Annotated in this window: 20 protein-coding genes; 9 read left to right on the top strand and 11 right to left on the bottom strand. The window is 74.5% G+C overall.

Annotated elements, in window-relative coordinates; genetic code table 11:
* Positions 1–19: 19 nt before the first annotated feature.
* On the bottom strand, positions 20–2,080 hold the full coding sequence (locus ACZ6JT_RS25250) for a HelD family protein (RefSeq protein ID WP_469213068.1): 2,061 nt from the start codon (positions 2,078–2,080) through the stop codon (positions 20–22).
* 299 nt (positions 2,081–2,379) lie between these two features.
* On the opposite strand from ACZ6JT_RS25250, the gene ACZ6JT_RS25245 reads away from it, so the two are divergent.
* Positions 2,380–2,565 carry a hypothetical protein gene (locus tag ACZ6JT_RS25245; RefSeq protein ID WP_362859533.1) on the top strand — a complete coding sequence of 62 codons (186 nt, stop codon included), beginning with the start codon at positions 2,380–2,382 and terminating at the stop codon, positions 2,563–2,565.
* A 95-nt stretch (positions 2,566–2,660) separates the two neighbouring features.
* Positions 2,661–3,338, top strand: a complete 678-nt coding sequence (locus ACZ6JT_RS25240) for a glycosyltransferase 87 family protein (RefSeq protein ID WP_469213065.1) — start codon at positions 2,661–2,663, stop codon at positions 3,336–3,338.
* Here the strand turns inward: ACZ6JT_RS25240 and ACZ6JT_RS25235 are convergent.
* Both ACZ6JT_RS25235 and ACZ6JT_RS25230 read right to left on the bottom strand, forming a co-directional pair.
* Positions 3,235–3,516 (bottom strand): hypothetical protein, encoded by a 282-nt coding sequence (locus ACZ6JT_RS25235; protein ID WP_469213063.1) that lies wholly within the window; start codon positions 3,514–3,516, stop codon positions 3,235–3,237. The two genes, ACZ6JT_RS25240 and ACZ6JT_RS25235, sit on opposite strands and share 104 nt — an antisense overlap.
* Before the next feature lie 31 nt (positions 3,517–3,547).
* On the bottom strand, positions 3,548–5,191 hold the full coding sequence (locus ACZ6JT_RS25230) for a DNA repair helicase XPB (RefSeq protein WP_469213061.1): 1,644 nt from the start codon (positions 5,189–5,191) through the stop codon (positions 3,548–3,550).
* Positions 5,192–5,962: 771 nt separating this feature from the next.
* Between ACZ6JT_RS25230 and ACZ6JT_RS25225 the strand changes: the two genes are divergently transcribed.
* Entirely contained in the window at positions 5,963–6,514 is a 552-nt protein-coding gene (locus ACZ6JT_RS25225) for a DoxX family protein (protein WP_469213059.1), read from the top strand.
* On the opposite strand, the gene ACZ6JT_RS25220 is transcribed toward ACZ6JT_RS25225, so the two are convergent.
* Together ACZ6JT_RS25220 and ACZ6JT_RS25215 are read right to left on the bottom strand one after the other, a co-directional pair.
* A complete protein-coding gene (locus tag ACZ6JT_RS25220; protein WP_469213058.1) occupies positions 6,501–7,145 on the bottom strand; it encodes a DUF4291 domain-containing protein in 645 nt (214 codons plus the stop codon). The genes ACZ6JT_RS25225 and ACZ6JT_RS25220 overlap by 14 nt on opposite strands.
* Positions 7,146–7,226: 81 nt before the next feature.
* Positions 7,227–9,710: a helicase-associated domain-containing protein gene (locus tag ACZ6JT_RS25215; protein WP_469213057.1), complete on the bottom strand. Its 2,484-nt coding sequence runs from the start codon at positions 9,708–9,710 to the stop codon at positions 7,227–7,229.
* 86 nt (positions 9,711–9,796) lie between these two features.
* Between ACZ6JT_RS25215 and ACZ6JT_RS25210 the strand changes: the two genes are divergently transcribed.
* Complete coding sequence (locus ACZ6JT_RS25210) at positions 9,797–10,840, top strand: hypothetical protein (protein WP_469213056.1); 1,044 nt, start codon at positions 9,797–9,799, stop codon at positions 10,838–10,840.
* A gap of 84 nt (positions 10,841–10,924) precedes the next feature.
* Positions 10,925–11,551, top strand: a complete 627-nt coding sequence (locus ACZ6JT_RS25205) for an HAD family hydrolase (protein WP_469213054.1) — start codon at positions 10,925–10,927, stop codon at positions 11,549–11,551.
* Between the two features lie 6 nt (positions 11,552–11,557).
* Here ACZ6JT_RS25205 and ACZ6JT_RS25200 read toward each other — a convergent pair whose 3' ends face one another.
* Complete coding sequence (locus tag ACZ6JT_RS25200; protein ID WP_385816887.1) at positions 11,558–11,809, bottom strand: hypothetical protein; 252 nt, start codon at positions 11,807–11,809, stop codon at positions 11,558–11,560.
* 178 nt (positions 11,810–11,987) lie between these two features.
* Here ACZ6JT_RS25200 and ACZ6JT_RS25195 point away from each other — a divergent pair, with 178 nt between their 5' ends.
* The gene (locus ACZ6JT_RS25195) at positions 11,988–12,371 is read left to right on the top strand and encodes a cold-shock protein (protein WP_030012939.1); all 384 of its coding nucleotides are present in this window, start codon (positions 11,988–11,990) and stop codon (positions 12,369–12,371) included.
* Between the two features lie 72 nt (positions 12,372–12,443).
* On the opposite strand, the gene ACZ6JT_RS25190 is transcribed toward ACZ6JT_RS25195, so the two are convergent.
* The 4 genes from ACZ6JT_RS25190 to ACZ6JT_RS25175 all read right to left on the bottom strand — a co-directional run bounded on the left by ACZ6JT_RS25190 (position 12,444) and on the right by ACZ6JT_RS25175 (position 16,245).
* Positions 12,444–13,301 (bottom strand): 1,4-dihydroxy-6-naphthoate synthase, encoded by an 858-nt coding sequence (locus ACZ6JT_RS25190; RefSeq protein WP_469213051.1) that lies wholly within the window; start codon positions 13,299–13,301, stop codon positions 12,444–12,446.
* Positions 13,282–14,013: a futalosine hydrolase gene (locus tag ACZ6JT_RS25185; protein WP_469213049.1), complete on the bottom strand. Its 732-nt coding sequence runs from the start codon at positions 14,011–14,013 to the stop codon at positions 13,282–13,284. The genes ACZ6JT_RS25190 and ACZ6JT_RS25185 overlap by 20 nt, the downstream gene beginning before the upstream one ends.
* Positions 14,014–14,026: 13 nt before the next feature.
* A complete protein-coding gene (locus tag ACZ6JT_RS25180) occupies positions 14,027–14,521 on the bottom strand; it encodes a DUF2771 domain-containing protein (RefSeq protein WP_376617296.1) in 495 nt (164 codons plus the stop codon).
* A gap of 356 nt (positions 14,522–14,877) precedes the next feature.
* Positions 14,878–16,245, bottom strand: coding sequence for an MFS transporter (locus ACZ6JT_RS25175; protein WP_469213048.1), 1,368 nt, complete (start codon positions 16,243–16,245; stop codon positions 14,878–14,880).
* Positions 16,246–16,572: 327 nt separating this feature from the next.
* On the opposite strand from ACZ6JT_RS25175, the gene ACZ6JT_RS25170 reads away from it, so the two are divergent.
* From ACZ6JT_RS25170 to ACZ6JT_RS25160, 3 genes are all read left to right on the top strand, one after another.
* Positions 16,573–17,496: a DUF3027 domain-containing protein gene (locus tag ACZ6JT_RS25170; RefSeq protein WP_469213047.1), complete on the top strand. Its 924-nt coding sequence runs from the start codon at positions 16,573–16,575 to the stop codon at positions 17,494–17,496.
* Between the two features lie 81 nt (positions 17,497–17,577).
* Positions 17,578–17,781, top strand: a complete 204-nt coding sequence (locus tag ACZ6JT_RS25165; RefSeq protein ID WP_037805440.1) for a hypothetical protein — start codon at positions 17,578–17,580, stop codon at positions 17,779–17,781.
* A gap of 138 nt (positions 17,782–17,919) precedes the next feature.
* Entirely contained in the window at positions 17,920–19,374 is a 1,455-nt protein-coding gene (locus ACZ6JT_RS25160) for a flotillin family protein (protein WP_469213046.1), read from the top strand.
* Between the two features lie 508 nt (positions 19,375–19,882).
* Here the strand turns inward: ACZ6JT_RS25160 and ACZ6JT_RS25155 are convergent.
* The gene (locus tag ACZ6JT_RS25155) at positions 19,883–20,905 is read right to left on the bottom strand and encodes a WD40 repeat domain-containing protein (RefSeq protein ID WP_469213045.1); all 1,023 of its coding nucleotides are present in this window, start codon (positions 20,903–20,905) and stop codon (positions 19,883–19,885) included.
* Between the last annotated feature and the right edge of the window lie 47 nt (positions 20,906–20,952).

Genomic DNA, 20,952 nt, shown 5'->3' with positions numbered 1-20,952 from the left:
GCCCCGTGGGTGGCGCGGGTCAGGACAGGGCGGCGGGGAGGGGGGCCGAGTGGAGGAGGGAGAGGCCCGAGACGGCTCGGGTGAGGCAGACGTACAGGCGGCGCAGGCCCGTGCGTTCGTCCGGCTCGCCGTCGACGATCGCGGCGGGCTCGTCCAGGACCACGTAGTCGTACTCCAGACCCTTCGCCAGCGAGGCGGGGACGAGGGTCAGGCGGGACTCGGCCGTGGTCTCCTCGCCCGGCGACAGGTACGGCAGCCCCGCCGCCAGCAGGGCCTGCGCGAGGACGGGGATCCGCGCGTCCGCCGCGATCAGGCCGATCGACCCCTCGTGGGCGAGCGACGCGCGGCAGGCCGCCACCACGTCCGCCGTCAGATCCGAGGTCTGCGAGACCTGCAGGGACCCGGGGGTCTCGCGGACCGAGGAGACCGGGGCCAGGCCCGGCGAGATCGACGGCAGCAGCCGGGAGGCGTACGCGATCACCTCGCGCGGCACGCGGAAGCCCGCCGTCAGCTCCTCCACCACCGCCTGCGGCTTGCCCATGTGCGTCAGGGCCTCGTCCCAGCTGCGCGTGGCCCACGGGGTGGTGCCCTGCGCGAGGTCGCCGAGAACGGTCGCCGAGCCCGTCGTGCAGCGCCGGCCCACCGCCCGGTACTGCATCGGCGACAGGTCCTGGGCCTCGTCGACCACGACGTGGCCCAGCGAGTGCGTCCGTTCCACCAGGTCCGCGGCCTCGTCGATGAGGACCAGGTCCGCCGCCGACCACTTCGCCGACTTCACGCTCCGGAACGGCTTCGGCCACAGGAGGAGCTTCTGCTCGTCCGCCGTGAGGACGTCCGCCGCGTGCAGGGCGAGGAAGTCCGGGTCGGACAGGAGGCGCAGCACCAGCTTCGCCGGCTCGACGGCCGGCCAGACCGCCTTCACCGCGGCCTTCACCGCCGCGTTGCGGGCCACCGCGTCCTGCACGCGGTCGTCCGGCGCCTCGCCCGCCTGCTCCATCCGTACGAGCACCGCGTGCGCGATGCGCTGCGGCAGCGCGTCGCGGGCCGCGCCGTAGCGGATGTCGCGCTTCTGCAGCTCCTCGACCATCTCGGCGATCTCGTACGCGGGCACCCGCCAGCGCCGCGAACCCCGCACCACCATCAGCGGCTCGGTCGGCGCGGTGACGTGCGAGCCGAGCGCGCGGCGCAGCACCTCCGCCATCCGGGCGTCGCCCTTGACCACGGCGGTTTCGGCGGCGTCCGTGCCGCGTACCTCCAGGCCCTCGCGGGCGACCAGGTCGTCGACGGTGGCCTGCTTGACCTCCAGCTCGCCCAGCGCGGGCAGGACCTGCTCGATGTAGTTCAGGAAGGAACGGTTCGGCCCGATGACGAGCGTGCCCGTGCGGGCGAGGCGGTCGCGGTGCGCGTAGAGGAGGTACGCGACACGGTGCAGGCCGACGGCGGTCTTCCCGGTGCCGGGACCGCCCTGCACGCAGACGGAGCCGGACAGGCCGGAGCGGACGATCTGGTCCTGCTCCGGCTGGATCGTGGCGACGATGTCCCGCATGGGGCCGACGCGCGGGCGCTCGATCTCCTGCTGGAGCAGCTTGCTGACGGCGGCGGCCTCGGCCGGGTCGGACAGGTGCTCGTCCTCGTACGCGGTCAGCTCGCCGCCGGTGTAGCCGAAGCGGCGGCGCAGCGCGATGTCCTGCGGGTCCGCCTTGGAGGCCCGGTAGAACGGCTGCGAGACGGGCGCGCGCCAGTCGATGACCATCGGATCGCCGTCGGCGTCGTGGACGTGGCGGCGGCCGATGTAGAACTGCTCGCCCTCCGCGCCCTCGGCGAGCTCGGCGCCGGGGGCGTGCAGGTAGTTGAGGCGGCCGAAGAAGAGCGGGGTGTGCGAGAGGTCGGCGAGGGCCTTGATGCGGTCGTCGATCTGGGCCTGGAGGACGATCGCGTTGACCCAGTTCGCGGTCACGTCGCGGATGTCGAGGGCCTCGACGTCCTCGCGCATCGCGCGCAGGGCGGAGCGCGAGCGAGAGAGGTGGGCCCGTTCGCGGGCGAGCGGGTCGGACTCGGACTCGGGGGCGTGCGCGGGCACGGGACTGCCTCCAGCTGCTGGTGCGGAACAGAAGCCCGCCGGTTTCCAACCGGGGGGCGGCTCTCCCCGATGAGGCGGTGGGAGGCGGCAAGAGCGGAGATTCTAACCACCGGGGCGGGGCGGCGCGAATGGATTTCGTCCGTCCCGCACGGGACCCCCGTACGGGTGTCATACGGGGGAGTGTCATACCTCAGGGAGGTCCCGAGGGGTCGGCATGGGCCGGGAGGAGGATGCCGCGGGGCCCGAGGTTCAGCCCCCAGGGCGATGTGGCGGGCGGGGCGGAAAAGCACCATGGACACATGAGCACCGCAACCTTCACCCCGGTCCAGGGTGGCCGCCCGCGCGGCGCCACCCCCCTCTCCGACGCCCGTCCCACCCACCGCCTCGGCCGCGCCCTGCACGCCGCCAGGATCTTCGCCGCGGCGGCCGTGAGCGTCGTCGTCCTGGGCGAATACGCCGAGGACGCCGGCGTCATACGCCGCTGACCACTGCCGCCGCCCGCGCTCGCCGGCGGCGGGGTGGTCGCGCCCGTACCGGCAACACCCCTGGGTGCGTTGGGTGATCCACTAGGGTCTCGCGCGTGACCCGGAGCCCTGCCCACAGCCGCTTCCCGTTGCCCTTCGCCGGCGTGCTGGTGACCGGGTCGCTGCTCGTGCTGGGCGTGCTCGGCGTCGCGCTGCGGGTGCCGGTGGCCGATGCCCTCCTCGACGGGTTCTCCGCCGCCGAGTGGCGTCCGTCCGCCGCGTATCCGCCGTTCGCGGCGATCCTGTTCACACCGGCCGCCGGGCTGCCCGCCGGCGTACTGAAGGCCGTCCTGCTCCTCGGTGACGCCGGGCTGCTCGCCCTGCTGATCAGCCTGTCCTGGCGGCTCGCGGGACTGGCGGCCAGGCCCGGGCCCGTCCTGGCCGCCACCGTCGCCGGACTGTGGCTGGGGCCGCTGTTCCAGGCGCCGCTCCCCGGCCAGGTCAACCTCGCCCTCGCCTGCCTGGTCCTGTGGGACCTCGGCCGGCCGGGCGCCGCGCTCGGCAAGGGCCTGGATGCGCCAACTGCCCGCCGCCGCCCGCAGCACCCCGCTGCCGGACTGGCCGGCCCTGTGGGTCTGGTCCGTCCCCCTGCTGGCCCTGCTGATCGCCCGGCGGGTCCCCGCGCCGAGGTCAGCCCTCGGGCAGCAGGATGTCCGCGTCGTCGAAGACCCGCAGGACCACGAGCAGCAGGCGCCCGCGCGACACCATGTACTCGGCCACGATCTCTGAGGTGAGCCGGATCTCACGATCCTGCTCGCCCGCTCCTATCGGCCGCGAGAGCTCCGTGTACGGATCGCGGGCCAGGATCTCGAGCGCCTTGTCGAAGGACGCGCGGCGCACGGGCTCCAACCCATCACGGTCGCGGCCCGCCGACTCGGTGAAGAGGACCTCGTAGATCTCCTGGTGCGGCATGCAGCCAGCGTAGTGCTCGGCGCCCCCTCGGTCAGTCGCTCGCCAGCAGCTCGTCGGCGTCCATGATCCGGTAGGCATAGCCCTGTTCGGCCAGGAAGCGCTGGCGGTGCGCCGCGAAGTCCTGGTCGATGGTGTCGCGCGCGACGACCGAGTAGAAGCGGGCCTCGTGGCCGTCCGCCTTCGGACGCAGGACACGGCCCAGGCGCTGCGCCTCCTCCTGGCGGGAGCCGAAGGTGCCCGACACCTGGATGGCGACCGTGGCCTCCGGCAGGTCGATGGAGAAGTTCGCGACCTTCGACACGACCAGCACGCTGATCTCGCCCTCGCGGAAGGCGTTGAAGAGCTTCTCGCGCTGCGCGTTGGAGGTCTCGCCCTTGATGACGGGGGCGTCCAGGTGCTCGCCGAGCTCGTCGAGCTGGTCGATGTACTGCCCGATGACGAGGGTCTGTTCGCCCCGGTGCTTGCGCACCAGCGCCTCCGTGACCTTCCGCTTCGTCGCCGTCGTCGCGCAGAAGCGGTACTTCTCCTCCGTCTCGGCGGTCGCGTACGCGAGCCGCTCCGACTCCGTCAGGTTGACGCGGACCTCGACGCAGTCCGCCGGCGCGATGTAGCCCTGCGCCTCGATCTCCTTCCACGGCGCGTCGAACCGCTTCGGCCCGATCAGCGAGAAGACGTCCGACTCACGCCCGTCCTCGCGCACGAGGGTGGCCGTCAGACCGAGGCGGCGGCGGGCCTGGAGGTCGGCGGTGAACTTGAATACCGGCGCCGGCAGCAGGTGCACCTCGTCGTAGACGATCAGGCCCCAGTCCCGGGAGTCGAACAGCTCCAGGTGCGGGTAGACACCCTTCCGCTTCGTCGTCAGGACCTGGTACGTGGCGATCGTGACGGGCCGGATCTCCTTGCGGGTACCGGAGTACTCGCCGATCTCCTCCTCCGTCAGCGAAGTCCGCTTGACCAGCTCGTGCTTCCACTGGCGGGCCGAGACGGTGTTCGTGACGAGGATCAGCGTGGTCGCCTTGGCCATCGCCATGGCCCCGGCGCCCACCAGCGTCTTGCCGGCGCCGCAGGGCAGCACGACCACGCCGGAGCCGCCGTGCCAGAAGCCCTCGACGGCCTGCTGCTGGTACGGGCGCAGCGCCCAGCCGTCCTCGGCGAGGTCGATGGCGTGCGCCTCGCCGTCGACGTAACCGGCGAGGTCCTCGGCCGGCCAGCCCAGCTTGAGCAGCGTCTGCTTGATCTGCCCGCGCTCGGAGGGGTGCACGGCCACGGTGTCGGCGTCGAGCCGCGCGCCGACCAGCGGGGTGATCCGCTTGGACCGCAGGATCTCCTCCAGCACGGGCCGGTCGGTGCTGGTCAGGACCAGGCCGTGCACGGGGTGCTTGGAGAGGGTGAGGCGGCCGTAGCGCGCCATCGTCTCGGCCACGTCGACGAGCAGCGCGTGCGGGACGGGGTAGCGGGAGTACTCGACGAGCGCGTCGACGACCTGCTCGGCGTCGTGCCCGGCGGCCCGGGCGTTCCACAGGCCGAGCGGGGTGATCCGGTAGGTGTGGATGTGCTCGGGGGCCCGCTCCAGCTCGGCGAACGGAGCGATGGCGCGCCGCGCGGCTCCGGCGAGCTCGTGGTCGACCTCGAGCAGGAGGGTCTTGTCGCTCTGGACGATGAGCGGTCCGTTCACGCGCGTCCCTTTCCGGCGGTGAGACGGCCGCCCGGGCGCGGGCGGCCAAACCTCCAGTCTGCCGTATCCCCGGGCGCGGCGGGCGATTCTCCCCGGGGCTCCGCCCCGCACCCCGCCGGCGGGGCGCGGCGCCGGCCGGTGCGGCTCAAAGCCCGGGGCTCCGCCCCGTACCCCGCTCCTCAATCGCCGGAGGGGCTGAATTTGGTGCGGCGAGGCCGAATCGGCGCGGCCCGGCCGAGGGCCCGGCCCCAAGATCGGGGCTCCGCCCCGGACCCTCCCCCAGACTCCGTCCGGGGGGACCCCCCCCTCCTCAAACGCCGGAGGGGCTGAACTTGCGCGGCGGGGCTGAATTGGCGGGGCGAGCTGGGTCGGTTGGGGTGGGGGTGGGTGTGTGTCGGGGTGATCCCCGCAGGGTGCCGAACGCACTGCCGCCGAGCTGTCCGACCTCCCGTCACGTTTGGCGCCCGAGGAGACGCCCCGGCGCGCGCCCGCCCCCACCCCAACCGACCCCCGCACCCGACCAGGCCCCGGTGCAACCGCCCGCCGTAGCCCGCCCGAGCGGCGCAGCCAACCCGCGGCGCAGCCAACCCGCGGCGCAGCCGACCCGCGGCGCAGCCGACCGGCCGGCCGGGCCGACCTCGCCCACGCCCGGCCGTGGCGGCCTGCGGCCGAACGGGTCGTCGGCGGGGGTCGGCGACGTTGCGGCCGGGTCATCGCGGACCGGCGTCATACGGTGGCCGTCGCTCGCAGGCGACGGAGGAACGGACGCTCATGACGCAAGATCGACGGGACCAGGCGCTCTTCCGTGCCGCCTCGGCCCCCGCCACCCCCGCCACCACCGCCACCCACGACATCGGCCTGCTCGTGCTCCGGCTCGTCGTCGGCCTCAGCATGGTCGGCCACGGCACCATGAAGCTCTTCGGCTGGTTCGGCGGCCCCGGCCTCGACGCCACCGGCAAGGGCTTCACGATGGCCGGCTATCCCGCCGGGGACGCCATGGCGATCATCGCCGGCCTGTCCGAGACCCTGGGCGGCCTCGGCCTCGCCCTCGGCCTGCTCACCCCGCTCGCCGGCGCCGCCCTGATCGGCGTCCTCATCAACGTCCTCGACGTCCGGGGGCTGAGCGCCTACTTCCCGCCGAAGGGCGTGGAACTCGAAGTGCTGCTGTTCGCCGGGGTCGTCGCCCTCACCCTGACCGGGCCGGGCCGCTTCGCCGCCGACCACTACCTCCCGGTGCTGCGCGAGTCGCGGCCCCGCGTCGCCTGGTTCTGCGTGCTGCTGGGCGTCGTCGCGGGATTCGTCGTCCTGCTCATCCGGGACTGACGGCGGCCCCCGCACCGAGGTGCTCCAGCGGGCCCGCCGGGTACGGGGTCTCCGCAGGGAGCAGCGCGCGTGCCGCCTCGGCTTCGCCCGACCGCAGCAGGCCGTGGATCCGCCGGGCCAGCGGCGTCACGTCGCGGATGGAGACCGTCCACTCGTCGGCGTACGCGCGCGAGGCCGGACCGGACAGGCCCAGCTGGAGCGAGCGGTACGGCAGCGGGTTCAGGTGGAGGTCGCGCTCCGGGTCCCACTGGACCCGGGCGGGCGCCCCGCGCAGGGACTCCTGCCAGGCGGCCCGATCCGCGTGCACGCCCGGCACGTAGTGGGAGAGACAGGCCTCGCGCAGGGCCCGGTCGAAGCCCTCGCGGCTGATCTCGACGGCGAGCACGGTCTCCTGGTCGACCTTGGTGGCCCAGCCGCAGCGGTACATCATCCACAGGAACGAGGGCTTGATCCACGTCATCCGCTCCCGCTTCCAGGCGGGCGGGAAACGGCCGTCGCGGGCTGCCGGCTCGCCTATGCGGGGGGCGTACGCCTGGTAGACGGTGACCGTGGTGGCGGTGTGCGAGGCGCGGATCTGGCGGGTGGGTGCGGGTGCGGGTGCGGGTGTGGGCGTGGGAGTGGCGGCGTGCATGGGCCCACCGTGCCGGACGGCCCGGCGGCCGGCCAGCCGTTTTCCGTGCGGTGCCGCGCCCTCGACGGCCCGGTCACCGCACTAGACCTGGTCCTCCGCCAGTTCCGCCACGCCCGTGATGCGGTGGAGGGCGTAGGTGCGGACCTCGTCGGCCGTGTGGTCGTAGCCGGTGACGAAGCCGCCCTCCACGCGGACCGGGGCGATGACGCGCTGGCTGGCGGCGCCGTCCGCGTTTACGTAGCCGATCCACACCGCCGAGCCGGTCAGGGCCGCCGCCTGGACGGTCGCCAGGGTTTCCGCCGCGCTCGTGCGCGGGAGTTCGCCCGGCGTGCCGGTGGACGGCGCGGGGTCCTTGCGGACCGCCGTCGCCGCCAGGTCGCCCGCGCGGATCGCCCGTACCGCCGCCGCCAGCAGCGTCGCGTCCGGCACCGGCGGGCCGTCCGGGACCGGTACGGGCGCCGAGCGGGCCGGTGCGCGGTGCGCGTCGGCCCGCGCCACCAGTACGTCGCCGGTCAGGGACTCCGCGGCCGGCGCGTACCCCATCGCCCGCAATCCCTCCAGCAGGGTGGTCGGTTCGGCCTGCGCGGCCAGGACCGTGGGGGCCAGGCGGCGCAGCCCCAGCCCGGCCGAGCGCTTGTCGGCCAGGATCTCGCCCAGCATCGCGTCGTCGTCGCAGCGCACGTAGGAGGAGGCCGCGCCGACGCGCAGGTGGCCGTGGCGGCGGGCCACGTCGTCGATGAGGTAGGCGAGGGGCTGCGGGACCGGGGTGCGGCTGTGTTCCTTGAGGAAGGCGTGCAGGTCGGCGGCGGCATGGCCGGCGTCCAGGGCCCGGCGCACCGAGCTGGGCGTGAAGCGGTACACCGTCGCCCCGCCCTTGGACTCCACGTCCGCCAGCACCGCCAGGGTGTCCCCGAGCGGCCGGCGCAGCGGGCCGGGGGCCACCGCCGTCAGGTCGGCCTGGAGCAGCACGTGGTCCACCGGCTCGGGGAGGAGGGGGGCCAGCAGCGGCGCCGGGTCCTCGTGCGCGAGCAGGGCCCGGCCGGGCCCGGACAGGGCGCCCCGGCCGGTCACGCCGAGGACCTCCGCCTCGGTCAGCGTCCAGCGCGCGAGGCGGGTGCGCAGATCGCTCGTACCGCGTACGGGACGCTCCCACGCGAGCCGGTCCAGCACGGCCTGCGCGTCGGGGGACCCGCCCTCGGGCAGGGCGGCGAGGAGTTCCAAAACGCGCCGGCGCACCTCGGGCGCGGCGGAGCGGTCGAGCTCGGGTCCGAGCGCGGACAGCGTGCGCCCCTTGGCGTCCTGCTCGCCGACCAGGCCGGCCGTGCGGGTGGCCGGCAGCCAGGCCGTCACCAGCGCCGACCAGCGTTCGGCGGGCGGCAGTTCGCACCAGTCGTCGAAGGCGGGCGTGGGCGCGTACCGCTCGTCCGCCTCCCCGTCGCTGGCCAGCAGTCCGGCCGCGTAGGCGAGTTCGATCCAGAAGGCCGCCGACGGCTCGCTCGTGTCCAGGGTGGCCGCGGCCCGCTTCAGGTCCCGTACCGCGAGCCCGCCCGCCCGCAGCACCAGCGGAGCGGCGTGCTCCCAGGACTTCACCAGCTCCTCGACGGTGGACAGCGCGGCCAGCGCCTGCCCGGCGGCGTTCGCGTCCACAAGCTGTGGACGGTGCTCGCGGTGCGCGACCACCGGCGGGGGCACCGGCGCGGTGTCCCGGTGTGCGAGGCCGCCGCGCAGGTGGAGCGCCACCTCGCGGGGCAGTACGACGGTCCGCGCCGTCGCGGGCAGCAGCAGCCCGCGGTCGCGCAGCCAGCGCACCGGCGCGGTCGGACTGGGGGTCACCTCACCGTACGGCGGCCCCCACACGAGCCGCCCCAGCACCTGGTGCGCCTCCGCCGGAGCCTCGTCCAGCAGCGCGGACATCCGCTCCGGGTCGGTGAACAGCCCGGTCAGCGCCGCGACCGCGGACACCGGGTCGTGCGTCGCGGGCAGCCCGGCCGCCGCCACGATCTCCTGGATCCGGGTCGGCGACATGCCGGCGGTGGCCTCGGCGACCGTGGGCCCGAGGCCGGTCGGGGAGGGCCGCTGCGCGGAGGGTGCGAGCAGCTCGCGGGCGGTGCGCACCAGGCGCAGCCGGTCGTCGTCGCCCCACACCAGGGCCTGGTCGCGCAGGGCGCCCAGGGCGCGGGGGAGCGCGGCGCGGGCGCCGTTGTCCTCGCCGGTGGTGCCCTCCTCGCCGGTCAGCAGGGACTCCAACACCGGGTACGGGCAAGGGTCCGGGGCCACGGCGAGCGCCTCGGCCGTCTGCAGCGCGAAGCGGTCCAGGCGCTCCAGCGCCCGCACCACCGAGGCCCGGGTCCCGGCGCGGGTGGCCAGCTGCGTCACGTCGCCGGGCACCGGACTGAGCAGGTCCGGGCGGGCGTGCAGCAGCGTGGAGAGCGCCGCGTCGTCGCGGGCGCGCAGCGCCTCGGCGAGGGAGCGCGGGGCTCCGCTTCCGCCGGATCCCCCGGCAGTGCTTGCCTCGGGCACAGTCGCCTCCTGGTCGCGTCGGCCGGACGGTCGGCCGGTCCCCATCCGGCCAACGGTATCCGCTGTGCCCGCGGCGGCTCCACGGGCGCACGCGCTACCTTTCGGATGGGCGGTACGGGAGGAGCCGGGGCATGGGGATCGAAAGCGACCATCTGGTCTACGAATATCTGAGCCGCGTCGGGGACTTGGCCCAGCAGCGGCAGCTTTCCTCCGGCGACCGGATGCGCCTGGTGGCGGGCCTGCGCGACGAGATCGACCGTCGGCGCGCCAAGTACGAACCGGAGACCCCGGCGGCCGTGCGCCGCATCCTGGAGCGCATCGGCACGCCGGAGGAGGTCCTGGACACCCACGGCTCCCGGCCGGGCCCCGCCGCCCCCGCCCCCGGGTCCGGCGCGCCGTCCGATCCGGGCGCGTCGGTACCGGTCCAGCGGGCCCCCGGCCGCCTGCGCCGCCCGGGTACGCCGGCCCCCGCGCCGAAGCCGGCGGCGGAGCCCGTGAACGTGCCGCCGCACCTGGCCGGGCTCGACGAGCTGGGCCCGTCCGGCGGGGCCGAGCCGCAGTGGTGGCGGATGTCGCCCGGCGCGTACGGATCGGGCCCGCAGGTCGACGGCTTCGCGGGCGGCATCGAGTTCCCGGACGCGTTCGTCGAGGAGGAGCGGGACGAGGCGGGGAAGGCCACGGGGAACGGCGCCGGGAAGGCGGCGCAGGACCCGCCCGGGCCCCCGCCTTCGGCCGTGCGCGGCCTCGTACGGTTCCTGCGCGAGCGGCGGCGGGCCCGGAAGGAGGCCGCCGCCGCAGCCGCGGGCGGCGAGGCGGAGGCGGCGGCCGCGGCCGTGGCCCGGCCGCGGCCGAACGCCTTCCTGCTGCTGGCTGCCGCCGTCCTCGTCGTCGGCGTGGCCACCGGGTACTGGCTGCTGCTGATCATCGGCTGGCTCCTGCCGTACGCCTCGCGCGTGCTGCGGCCGGCCGAGCGGAAGTGGGCCGTCTTCGGCCCGCCCGGCGTGGTCCTCGCGGGGGCGGGGGTGTGGCTGTGGGGCCGGATGAACGGCAAGTGGGGCGAGACGCTGGCCGACGAGCAGCTGAGCGGGGCCGTGCAGGGCATGTGGCCGTGGTTGCCGCGGGGCGCCGCCGCCGCCTCCGTGGTCTACCTGGTGTGGCGGGCCCGCCGGCGCTGAGAGGACCGGGGCTGCGCCCCGGACCCCGCGCCGTTCGCCCGTCGTAGGCCCGGTGTCGGCCTCCTGTCACCCCGCCTCGGCACAATGGCCGCCATGAACCTCACCGTCGGCTTCGACCTCGACATGACCCTCATCGACTCCCGTCCGGGCATCCGGGCCGCCTACCGGGCCCTGTCGGCCGAGACGGGGACGTTCATCGACGCCGACGAGGCGGTCACGCGGTTGGGCCCGCCGCTGGACGAGGAGCTCGCGTACTGGTTCCCGGAGGCCGAGATCCCGGCGATGGCGGACCGCTACCGCGAGATCTACCCCACCTACGCCATCGAGCCGACCCCGGCGATGCCCGGCGCCCGCGAGGCGATCGAGGCCGTGCAGGCGCTCGGCGGCCGCGCGATCGTCGTCACGGCCAAGCACGAGCCCAACGCCCGGCTGCACCTGGCGCACCTCGGCATCGAGCCGGACGCGGTCATCGGCTGGCTCTGGGCGGAGGCCAAGGCCGGCGCGCTGCGCGAGTACGGCGCGCAGGTCTACGTCGGTGACCACGTGGGCGACGTGCGCGGGGCCCGCACGGCCGGCGCGCTGTCCGTGGCGGTGCCGACCGGCCCGTGCCCGGAGCCCGAACTGCGCGCGGCGGGCGCGGACGTGGTGCTGCCCGACCTCACCGCGCTCCCGGACTGGCTCGCCCGGTACGTCGCAGCGCAGCCCGTCTGAGCGCCGTTACGCCTGCGAGGCCCGGGCCGCCTTGCGCTGCGCGGCGGCCGAGCGGAGCACGCCCGCCGCGGAGATGGCGAAGCCGACGCCCATGAGCATGCACACCGCCCACGCGTACGGGGGGAACGGATCGACGTCGAGGAACAGCGGGGCCATCGTCGCGAGCGTGGCCACGGCCCCGGCGATGAACACGATGCCACCGGCCTTGACCAGCCCGTCGCCGGGCCGCGCTTCGTCGGAATGAGGAGTAACAGTCACCCCACCAGGGTAGTTCCCTGGCCGAAGGCAGCCGACGGCGAAGGACCGGGGAACGTCTTGTCACCCGGTCCCCGACCATTAGCCTTGAGGTGGCGGGTCACACATGGCCCGCTGCGCTGTTGTCCGGAGCCGTTCACGGCCCCCCGGACCCCGACGAGCACAAGGACAGAGGACGGACGTGCCTACCGGCAAGGTCAAGTGGTTCAACAGTGAGAAGGGCTTCGGCTTTCTCTCCCGCGACGACGGCGGCGACGTCTTCGTCCACTCGTCGGTGCTCCCTGCCGGGGTCGACGCCCTCAAGCCCGGCCAGCGCGTCGAATTCGGTGTCGTCGCGGGACAGCGCGGTGACCAGGCACTTTCGGTGACGGTACTGGACCCGGCGCCGTCCGTCGCGGCGGCGCAGCGCCGCAAGCCCGACGAGCTCGCCTCGATCGTGCAGGACCTCACGACCCTGCTGGAGAACATCACCCCGATGCTGGAGCGCGGCCGCTACCCCGACAAGGTGCACGGCACGAAGATCGCCGGTCTGCTGCGCGCGGTGGCCGACCAGCTCGACGTCTGACCCCCGTACGCACACCTGCGCCCCGCCACTCGAAAGAGCGGCGGGGCGCAGTCGTACGGCAGGCGGACGCCGCTACGGGAAGGCCAGGGCGTCGGGCGCGATGGCCGGTACGAGTCCCTCCGCGGCCGCTCGGGTCAGCAGGCCGCGCACCGCCGCATAGCCGGAATCGCCGAGGTCGGCGGTGAACTCGTTGACGTACAGCCCGATGTGCTGGTCGGCGACGGCCGGGTCCAGCTCCTGCGCGTGCGCGCGCACGTACGGGCGGGAGGCCTCCGGGTCGTCCCACGCCATCCGGACCGACGTACGGGCCGACTCGGCCAGCTCGCGCAGCCGCCGCGCACCCAGCGTGCGTTTCGCGATGATCGCGCCGAGCGGGATCGGCAGACCGGTCGTGGACTCCCAGTGCTCGCCCATGTCGGCCAGGCGGTGCAGCCCGTAGTCCTGATAGGTGAACCGGGCCTCGTGGATGACCAGCCCGGCGTCCACCCGGCCGTCGCGCACGGCCGGCATGATCTCGTGGAACGGCAGGACGACGACCTCGCCGACGCCCTCGGGCAGCACGTCCGCCGCCCACAGCCGGAACAGCAGGTAGGCGGTGGAGCGTTCGCTCGGCACCGCGACCGTCTTCCCCGCCAGGTCCAGGCCGGGCTCCCGGGTCAGGACCAGCGGGCCGCAGCCGCGTCCGAGCGCACCGCCGCACGGCAGCAGCGCGTACTCCTCCAGCACCCAGGGCAGCACCGCGTACGACACCTTCAGCACGTCCAGCTCGCCGCGCTCGGCCATGCCGTTGGTGAGGTCGATGTCCGCGAAGGTGACGTCGAGGGCGGGCGCTCCCGGGACCCGGCCGTGCGCCCAGGCGTCGAAGACGAACGTGTCGTTCGGGCAGGGCGAATAGGCGATCCTCAGCGGTTCACCGGTGATCGTGCTCATGACGTTCTCCCCAGTTCGCGAGTACGGGCCCCAGCACGCGGAAGCCGGCGGTCAGCGCGGCGAGCGCGTCCCCGATCCGCCAGGCGGCACGGTCGCGCGGCCCCACGGCGTTGGACACGGCGCGGATCTCCAGTACGGGCAGCCCGTGCCCGGCCGCCGCCTCCGCGACCCCGAAGCCCTCCATGGCCTCGGCCCCGGCCATCGGGTGCCGGGCGGCGAGCTCCGCGGCCCGCGCGGCGGTCCCGGTGACGGTGGAGACGGTCAGCACGGGCGCCAGCAGCGCCCCGGTCGTCTCGGCGGCGCGCGCGGCGAGCTCGGTGGGCGGCAGGTGCACGCTGCGCCCGAAGCCCAGCGCGCTCACGTCCACGAAACCGTCGGGGGTCTCGGCACCCAGGTCCGCGGCGACGATCGCGTCCGCGACCACCAGGGAGCCGGGCGGGGCGGCGGGATCGAACCCGCCGCCGATGCCGGCGCTGACGACGAGCTCGTACTCGCCGAGTGCCAGGGCGGTGGCGGTGCCGGCGGCGGCGGCCGCCGGCCCGACGCCCCCGACGAGCACGTCGAAGGCGATGCCCGGAAGGTCCCGGCGGGTGATGAGGTACCCGCCGGAAAGCGTGCGCGGCTCAGGACCGGGAGCGTCCGGATGAGGGGTCAGACCGGTGATGACGGAGTCGGCCTCCGCCACCACCGCGGTCACGACGAGCGCGCGCACCGGTGCCGTCCGGTTACTTGAGCTTGAGGTTGAAGGACCAGACGGCGAGCGGCTTGCCGTCCTCGCCGATCTGCAGGAACGCCAGCTTCTTCGAGGCGGGCGCCTCGCCCTGGCCGCCGGTCGCGAAGACGTCGGCGCCCGGGAAGCTGCGGTACGTGTTCGAGGAGGGCTCGGTGATCGGCTGGCCGTCGAGCACCGCCGACCAGCGCTTGCCGTCCTCGACGACCTCCGGCTCGACCCCGAGGCGCAGGGTGTCGCCGCGGGCGTACTCGATGGTCTTGGGGTCCTTGAGGTTGGTCAGGCACTCCTGGACCTTCTCCATGGACAGCGGCTCCTTGCCGCCCTGGCAGGAGGCTTCGGTGGACACCGACGAGGTGCCGACCGTCACGGTCGCCAGCGGTGTCGGCTTTTCCTCCCCGCAGGCGGAGAGGAGGAGGAGGCCGGCGGACACGGCTCCGAGGGCCGCGACGCTGCGGCGGGCCCTACCCGAGAAAAGCGGTGCGGTCATGAGCCGAAGGCTATCGGGCCCCTGGGCTGCGCCGCTGCATGGGGTACCGCTGGCCTGCGGCGCGGCGCGGGACTCGGCTGCGGCTCTCACGCCGGGGCTGCGCCCCGGACCCCGTACGCGCGCTCCGCGCCCGTGCCCTCAAACGCCGGGCGGGCTGGAAAATCCAGCCCCGCCGGCGTTTGAGGCGCGGGGGCTCGGGGGCAGCGGCGCCGCTGCCGGGACTCCGCCCCGGACCTCTCGCCTCGAACTCCCCCCGACTCCGTCCGGGGGAGGGGGCCGGCGTCGCGGTCCACCGGCTGCGCGGCAGCGGCCGGCTGCTCCGGGTGGGCGGCGGGCGCCCCCCAGGCAAGGCTGGATCAGGCGACCCGGGGTCGGGAGGCGCTGGGGTGGCGGGGCGCCGCGGCGACACCGCGCAGCGCCATCGTCGTGCCGAGGGCGACGATGGCCGCGGCGACGGACATGCCGAGTACGCCGTTCAGCGGCAGGGCGATGCCGATCGCGCCGCCCAGCACCCACGCCACCTGGAGCGCCGTCTCCGAACGGGCGAACGCCGACGTGCGCACCGCCTCCGGGACGTCCCGCTGGATCATCGCGTCCAGCGAGAGCTTCGCCAGCGCCTGGCAGAAGCCCGCCGTCGCCCCCAGCACGGCCATGAACAGCCCGCTGAAGAAGATCGCCGCGAGCACCGCGACCCCGAGCGTCAGGCACAGCACCGACGCGATGATGGCCTCGGGCGCCCGGGCCCGCAGCCACGCGCCGACCGCCGTCCCGCAGGCGTTGCCGACGCCCGCCGAGACGCCCACGATGCCCAGCGACACCGCCGCGCTCTGCCCCGCCAGCGGATGCTCGCGCAGCAGGAACGCCAGGAAGAAGATCAGGAACCCGGACAGCGCGCGCATCGAGGCGTTCGCCAGCAGCCCGCACAGCACCGAGCGGCTGACCGTCCGCAGCCCCGGCCGCTTCGAGTGCGCCTCGTGCGTGGACAGCCGCGCCCGGCGCTCGCCCTTCGCCTCGTCCACCCGGTGCGGCAGCGTGAACGCCGCGAAGGCCCCCCACACGAAGATGGCGCAGGCCCCGTACAGCGGCCACTGCGGCCCGATCGCGTTCAGTCCGGCGCCCACCGGCGCCGCCACGCCCGTGGCCAGCAGCCCGGCCAGGGTGACCCGCGAGTTCGCCTTGACGAGTGAGAATTTCGGCGGCAGCAGTCTCGGCACCACCGCGCTGCGCACGACCCCGTACGACTTGGACGCGACCAGTACGCCCAGGGCCGCCGGATACAGCTGGATGCCCCCGGTCTCCACGGCGCCCGACATGATCAGCGCCAACAGCGCCCGGGCCAGCATCGCGGCCGCCATCGACGCCCGGCGGCCGTGCGGCAGCCGGTCCAGCAGCGGCCCGATCACCGGGGCCAGCAGGGTGAAGGGGGCCATCGTGATCGCCAGGTACAGGGCCACCCGGCCGCGCGCCTCGTCCGTGGGCACGGAGAAGAACACCGTCGAGGCGAGTGCCACCGTGATCATCATGTCGCCGGCGCCGTTGATGGCGTGCAGCTCGATCAGCTTGCCGAGGCCCGATTCCCCCGCCCCGTGCGCGTGCGTGGCGCGCCGGATCCCGCGCGCCGTACCCGTGAACGGAAGGTGCAGGGCACGCCCGACAGCCCGGCCGGCCCGCTTGGCCGGTCCCGAGCCGTCGTCGGACGACCGTGCGGGTGCCACACTCGACATAGTGCCCCACCGGGCCCCCGTGGGCGCCTCCCGGCGCGTCGCGGAGCCGGTGGCTTGTCCGCGAATCGGACCTTGCATGTGTGCCCGAGGCTTAAGAGGAGGTAGCGTGCGTAGCGCGCCACCGGCGGTTGCTCCTGGCCGCGCGCCTCTTCGTGATCCCGCAGAATGGGTCGCAGTGAGGTGCGCCCGGAGTCCGATCGGGTGCGGACGTCGACGCGGCCCTCTGGTCCGCTCCGCCCGCGCCACGTACGGACAGCACCGACGGGTCGTTGTGGACGACAGTACGGACGGCGCACACGTGAGACGGCGTAGGAGAGAACGAGACCAGTGAGTGCTGCGACGACGCGAAGCCGTACCCCGCGTACCCCCGACCGCCTGTGCGTCGAGGCGGTAGAACTCGCCCGCGCGGCGGCCGAAGAGGCCGCCTTCCCCGGAGTGGTGGGCGCGCACGTCTCCGCCGTCGCGGAGGGCGACCGCGTCGTCACCCACTTCTTCGAGTCCAAGGAACCGGGCTACCGGGGCTGGCGCTGGGCCGTCACCGTGACCCGTGCCTCCCGCGCGAAGAACGTCACGCTCGACGAAACGGTGCTGCTGCCCGGCGAGGACGCCCTGCTGGCCCCCGAGTGGGTGCCGTGGAGCGAGCGGCTGCGTCCCGGCGACATGGGCCCCGGCGACCTGCTGCCCACCGACGCCGAGGACCTGCGCCTGGAGCCGGGCTGGTCCGGAGAGGACGCCCCGCCGCCGAACTCGGTGGTCTCCGCCGAAATGGCCGAACTGGTCGAGGCCGAGGACGCCGACGTCACCGACCGCGCGGTGGTCCCCGTACGGGGCTCCATCACGTCCGTCGCCGAGGAACTGGGCATGCGCCGGGCGCGCGTGCTGTCGCGGTACGGGCTGCACAGCGCGGCCGACCGCTGGGACGAGAACTTCGGCGCGAAGACCCCGATGGCGCAGGCCGCGCCCGCGTCCTGTGTCTCCTGCGGCTTCCTCGTCGCGATCGGCGGCTCGCTCGGCCAGGCCTTCGGTGTCTGCGCGAACGAGTTCAGCCCGGCCGACGGCCGCCTGGTGTCGCTGTCCTACGGCTGCGGCGGCCACTCGGAGGCCGCGGTCATGCCGACGCCGCCGCGGCCCGCTCCGCCGGTGCTCGACTCGATGGCCTCCGACGAGTTCACCCTGCGGCCGGTCGTGTCCGAGGACACCGGCTCGGTCCCGGTCTCCGACCTGCCTGCCGAGGACCTCGGCCACTCGTAAGGGCGCACCGCCGCGGCCGGGTCGCCGCGCGGCCCGGCGGCGTACCCTCGCCCCATGGGGGACACGGGCGCGTACACGGACATGGTGGGAATGACCGGCCGGGTGACCGGGACGGTCGGGCCGGGTCTCGTGGGCGAGGTGATCGTACGGATCCGGGGCGGGGCGGAGCACTTCCTCGCGCACCCGGTCCACGGCACCGGCCGGCTGGCCGTCGGCACGGTGGTGACGGTGGTCGAGTACCAGCCGCCGCGCACGGTGTACGTGATGGCGGCCTACGACAACTGAGACACCGCCCATCGGCGTGCGACCTGTGCGTATCAAGATGGCGACAAGAACGCGTTCCCGTCTTCACGCCGGGTCGCGGCAGGCGCAGACTCGCCCTCACCGGTGCCGAACGGCACTGCGACAAAGGGGGCGTTGCCGATGGCTATCGGCGTCGTGGCGGGAATCGTTCTCGCCGCAATCGTGGCCGCGATAGGCCTGTTCAAGCTCATGTGGCGGGTGGCCGAGCCCAACGAGGCACTCGTCATCTCCGGTTCCACGCACAAGACCGAGGGCGTCGGTCAGGGCATGGGGTTCCGGATCGTCACCGGGCGCGGAACGCTCGTCCTGCCGGGGGTGCAGGCGGTGCGCAAACTGTCCCTGGACCTCAACGAGACGCAGCTGTCGGTGGACTGCGTCACCCACCAGGGCATCCCGCTCCGCGTCAAGGGCGTGGTCATCTTCAAGGTCGGCGACGACCTGGTGTCGATCGCCAACGCGGCCCGCCGCTTCCTGGACCAGCAGAAGATGATGCCCGAGCGGGTGCACATCGTCTTCGCGGGCCATCTGCGGTCCATCGTGGGCGGGTTGACGGTCGAGGACATGATCCGCGACCGCGAGAAGCTGACGGGCCAGACCCGGATGGCCTGCGGCACCGAGATGGAGAAGCTCGGCCTGATCGTCGACTCGCTGCAGATCCACGAGATCGAGGACCCCACCGGCTACATCAAGAACCTGGCGATGCCGCACGCGGCCGCCGTGCAGCGGGACGCGCGGATCGCCCAGGCCGAGGCGAACCGTTTGGCCACGGAGGCCGAACAGGCGGCCTTCGCCCGGATGGCCGAGGCGACGCGCGACAGCGAGATCCTGCAGGCCGGCTACCAGGCCGAACGCGACAAGGCGGCGGCGACGGCCCGTCAGGCGGGCCCGCTGTCCGAGGCGGCCGCACGGCAGGAGGTCGTCGTCCAGGAGACCCGCGTCGCGGAACTCGAGGCGCACCGGCGCGAGCAGCAGCTGCAGGCGGACGTACGCAAGCCCGCGGACGCGGCGGCGTACGAGACGCGGACCCGGGCGGAGGCCGAGCGCGACGCGCGGATCTCCGCGGCGCAGGCGAAGGCGAAGGAGACGGAGCTCGCGGCGGCCGCGGAGGCCACGCGGGTGACGACGGCGGCGACCGCGGACGCGACGGCCACGGAGGCGCGCGGTCTGGCGTCGGCGAAGGCGACGCGGGCGACGGGTGAGGCCGAGGCGGCGGCGACGCAGGCGCGGGGCCTCGCGGAGGCGGAGTCGGCGAAGGCGCGCGGTCTGGCCGAAGCGGAAGCGATCAAGGCGCGGGCCGCCGCGCTGGCGGAGAACCAGGAGGCGGTGGTCGCGCAGCAGCTGGCCGAGAACTGGCCGGCGATCGTGGAGGCCGGCGCGGGCGCCTTCGGGAACGTGGAGCACATGGTGCTGCTGAACGGGGCCGAGGGCATGTCGGAGATGTTCGCCAAGGCCCTGACGATGGGCGGCACGGGCCTGGGCGTGGCCCGCCAGCTGCTGGCCTCGATGGGCCAGCCCCCTGCCGGTGGCTCCGCCGGTCCCACGGTCAACGGCCGCGTCCCCATCCGGGAGGAGTAGCTCCGCGCACGGTCGGGTGCGGCGCCGTTTCCGGGGGCTCCGCCCCCGCACCCCCGCGCCTCAAACGCCGGCGGGGCTGGATTTTGGCCGGTGCCGGCCTGTGCCTTCCGCCCGGAGGGGCTGGTTGGCCGCGCAGCGGCAATTCCAGCCCCTCCGGCGTTTGAGGAGCAGGGTCTGGGGCGGAGCCCCAGCAGCGGCGGGGCGTCGAAGCGCGTGGTCGGTGCGGCGCCGCGGTCGGGGGCCAGCCCCCGAACCCCCGCGCCTCAAACGCCGGCGGGGCTGGATTTGGCCGGCGCCGGCCTGTGCCTTCGCCCGGAGGGCTGGTTGGCCGCGGAGCGGCATATCCAGCCCCTCCGGCGTTTGAGGAGGGGGGGTCCCCCCGGACGGAGTCTGGGGGAGGGTCCGGGGCGGAGCCCCAGCAGCGGCGGGGGCGGGGACCAGCCCCCGCACCCCGCGCCTCGAACGTCGGCGGGGCCGGAATTGCCGGGCGGCAGCCAAGCGGCGGGCTTCAATTGCGGCGGCGGCGGGCCAGGAGGCGTTTGGTGGCGAAGACGGCCGCCAGGCCGACCGCCAGGACCACGGCTCCCTTGCCGAAGCTCCCCGTCGGCTCCGCGGCCGACGGCCCCGGCGCGCCGGGGGCCGGCGGCGCGGCCGAGGCGCCCGCGGTCGGGGCCGCGCCCGCCGGGACGGCGATCACGCGGCTGCCCTCCCCCTCCGCGCCGAACATCAGCGTCGAGCCGTCCGGCGTGTACGTCACCGACTCGGCCTGCCCCTGCCACGGCGCGTCCACCCGCTCGCCCTCGCCCTCCGGCCTGCCGTCCTTCCACGGGTACGTGCGCGCCCAGAAGTAACCCCGCAGGGTCAGCCGGTTCCCGTCGGGGGAGAACGCCCCGTCCGTCACCCACGGCACGTCGGCGACCCGCCGGAACACGTTCGACCCGTCGGCCGAGAGCTCCGCGGGACCCTCGTACAGCCCGCCCTTGTTCTCGTCCTTGCTCGCGATGTACACCCGCCCCGTCACCGGATGCACCATCAGCGCCTCCGCGTTGCGCGGCCCGTCGGCGTACCGCACCGTGAACTGCGCGGCCTTGACCGTGACGTCGCCCAGTTGCTTCGGCTCCGGGAAGCGGTAGATCCACACGTGGTCCCAGGTGCCGTTGCGGTTGTCGCCGATGTCGCCGACGTAGAGCTGCCCGTCCGGCCCCAGCGAGATCGCCTCGACGTCGCGCGGCCTGCCGATCCCGGTCAGGGTCACGCGGGCCACCGTCCTGCCCGTGGCGGAGTCCACCGCGTAGACGTACGGGCCGTCGTCGCTGTCGTTGTGCGTCCAGTACACGCCCGGGTGGATCCGGCTGGCGGCGAGCCCGCTGGACTCCTTGATCCGCGGATCGGAGATGGTGAACGAGGAGGATCCGGGGGCCCCCGCCGCGAAGGCCGCGCCGGGCGGCACGGCGAGGGCGGCGGCGAGGGCCACGGAGGCGACGGCGGCGGCAACGGCGGTGCCGGCGGCGGACGGCAGGGGCATGCGCATGCCCCCAGCCTGCCAGTACGTACCCCGTGTCCGGCGTCACAGAGGTT

It is taken from the genome of Streptomyces sp. NPDC046308, assembly GCF_055588065.1.
This window is presented reverse-complemented; position numbering and strand designations above follow the sequence as displayed.

Bases quoted from the DNA above. Each gene is read 5' to 3' on its own strand.
- ACZ6JT_RS25245 (WP_362859533.1), top strand. From the start codon at position 2,380: ATGAGCACCGCAACCTTCACCCCGGTCCAGGGTGGCCGCCCGCGCGGC.
- ACZ6JT_RS25235 (WP_469213063.1), bottom strand. From the start codon at position 3,516: ATGCCGCACCAGGAGATCTACGAGGTCCTCTTCACCGAGTCGGCGGGC.
- ACZ6JT_RS25225 (WP_469213059.1), top strand. From the start codon at position 5,963: ATGACGCAAGATCGACGGGACCAGGCGCTCTTCCGTGCCGCCTCGGCC.
- ACZ6JT_RS25220 (WP_469213058.1), bottom strand. From the start codon at position 7,145: ATGCACGCCGCCACTCCCACGCCCACACCCGCACCCGCACCCGCACCC.
- ACZ6JT_RS25215 (WP_469213057.1), bottom strand. From the start codon at position 9,710: ATGGGGACCGGCCGACCGTCCGGCCGACGCGACCAGGAGGCGACTGTG.
- ACZ6JT_RS25210 (WP_469213056.1), top strand. From the start codon at position 9,797: ATGGGGATCGAAAGCGACCATCTGGTCTACGAATATCTGAGCCGCGTC.
- ACZ6JT_RS25205 (WP_469213054.1), top strand. From the start codon at position 10,925: ATGGCCGCCATGAACCTCACCGTCGGCTTCGACCTCGACATGACCCTC.
- ACZ6JT_RS25190 (WP_469213051.1), bottom strand. From the start codon at position 13,301: ATGAGCACGATCACCGGTGAACCGCTGAGGATCGCCTATTCGCCCTGC.
- ACZ6JT_RS25180 (WP_376617296.1), bottom strand. From the start codon at position 14,521: ATGACCGCACCGCTTTTCTCGGGTAGGGCCCGCCGCAGCGTCGCGGCC.
- ACZ6JT_RS25175 (WP_469213048.1), bottom strand. From the start codon at position 16,245: ATGTCGAGTGTGGCACCCGCACGGTCGTCCGACGACGGCTCGGGACCG.
- ACZ6JT_RS25165 (WP_037805440.1), top strand. From the start codon at position 17,578: ATGGTGGGAATGACCGGCCGGGTGACCGGGACGGTCGGGCCGGGTCTC.
- ACZ6JT_RS25160 (WP_469213046.1), top strand. From the start codon at position 17,920: ATGGCTATCGGCGTCGTGGCGGGAATCGTTCTCGCCGCAATCGTGGCC.
- ACZ6JT_RS25155 (WP_469213045.1), bottom strand. From the start codon at position 20,905: ATGCGCATGCCCCTGCCGTCCGCCGCCGGCACCGCCGTTGCCGCCGCC.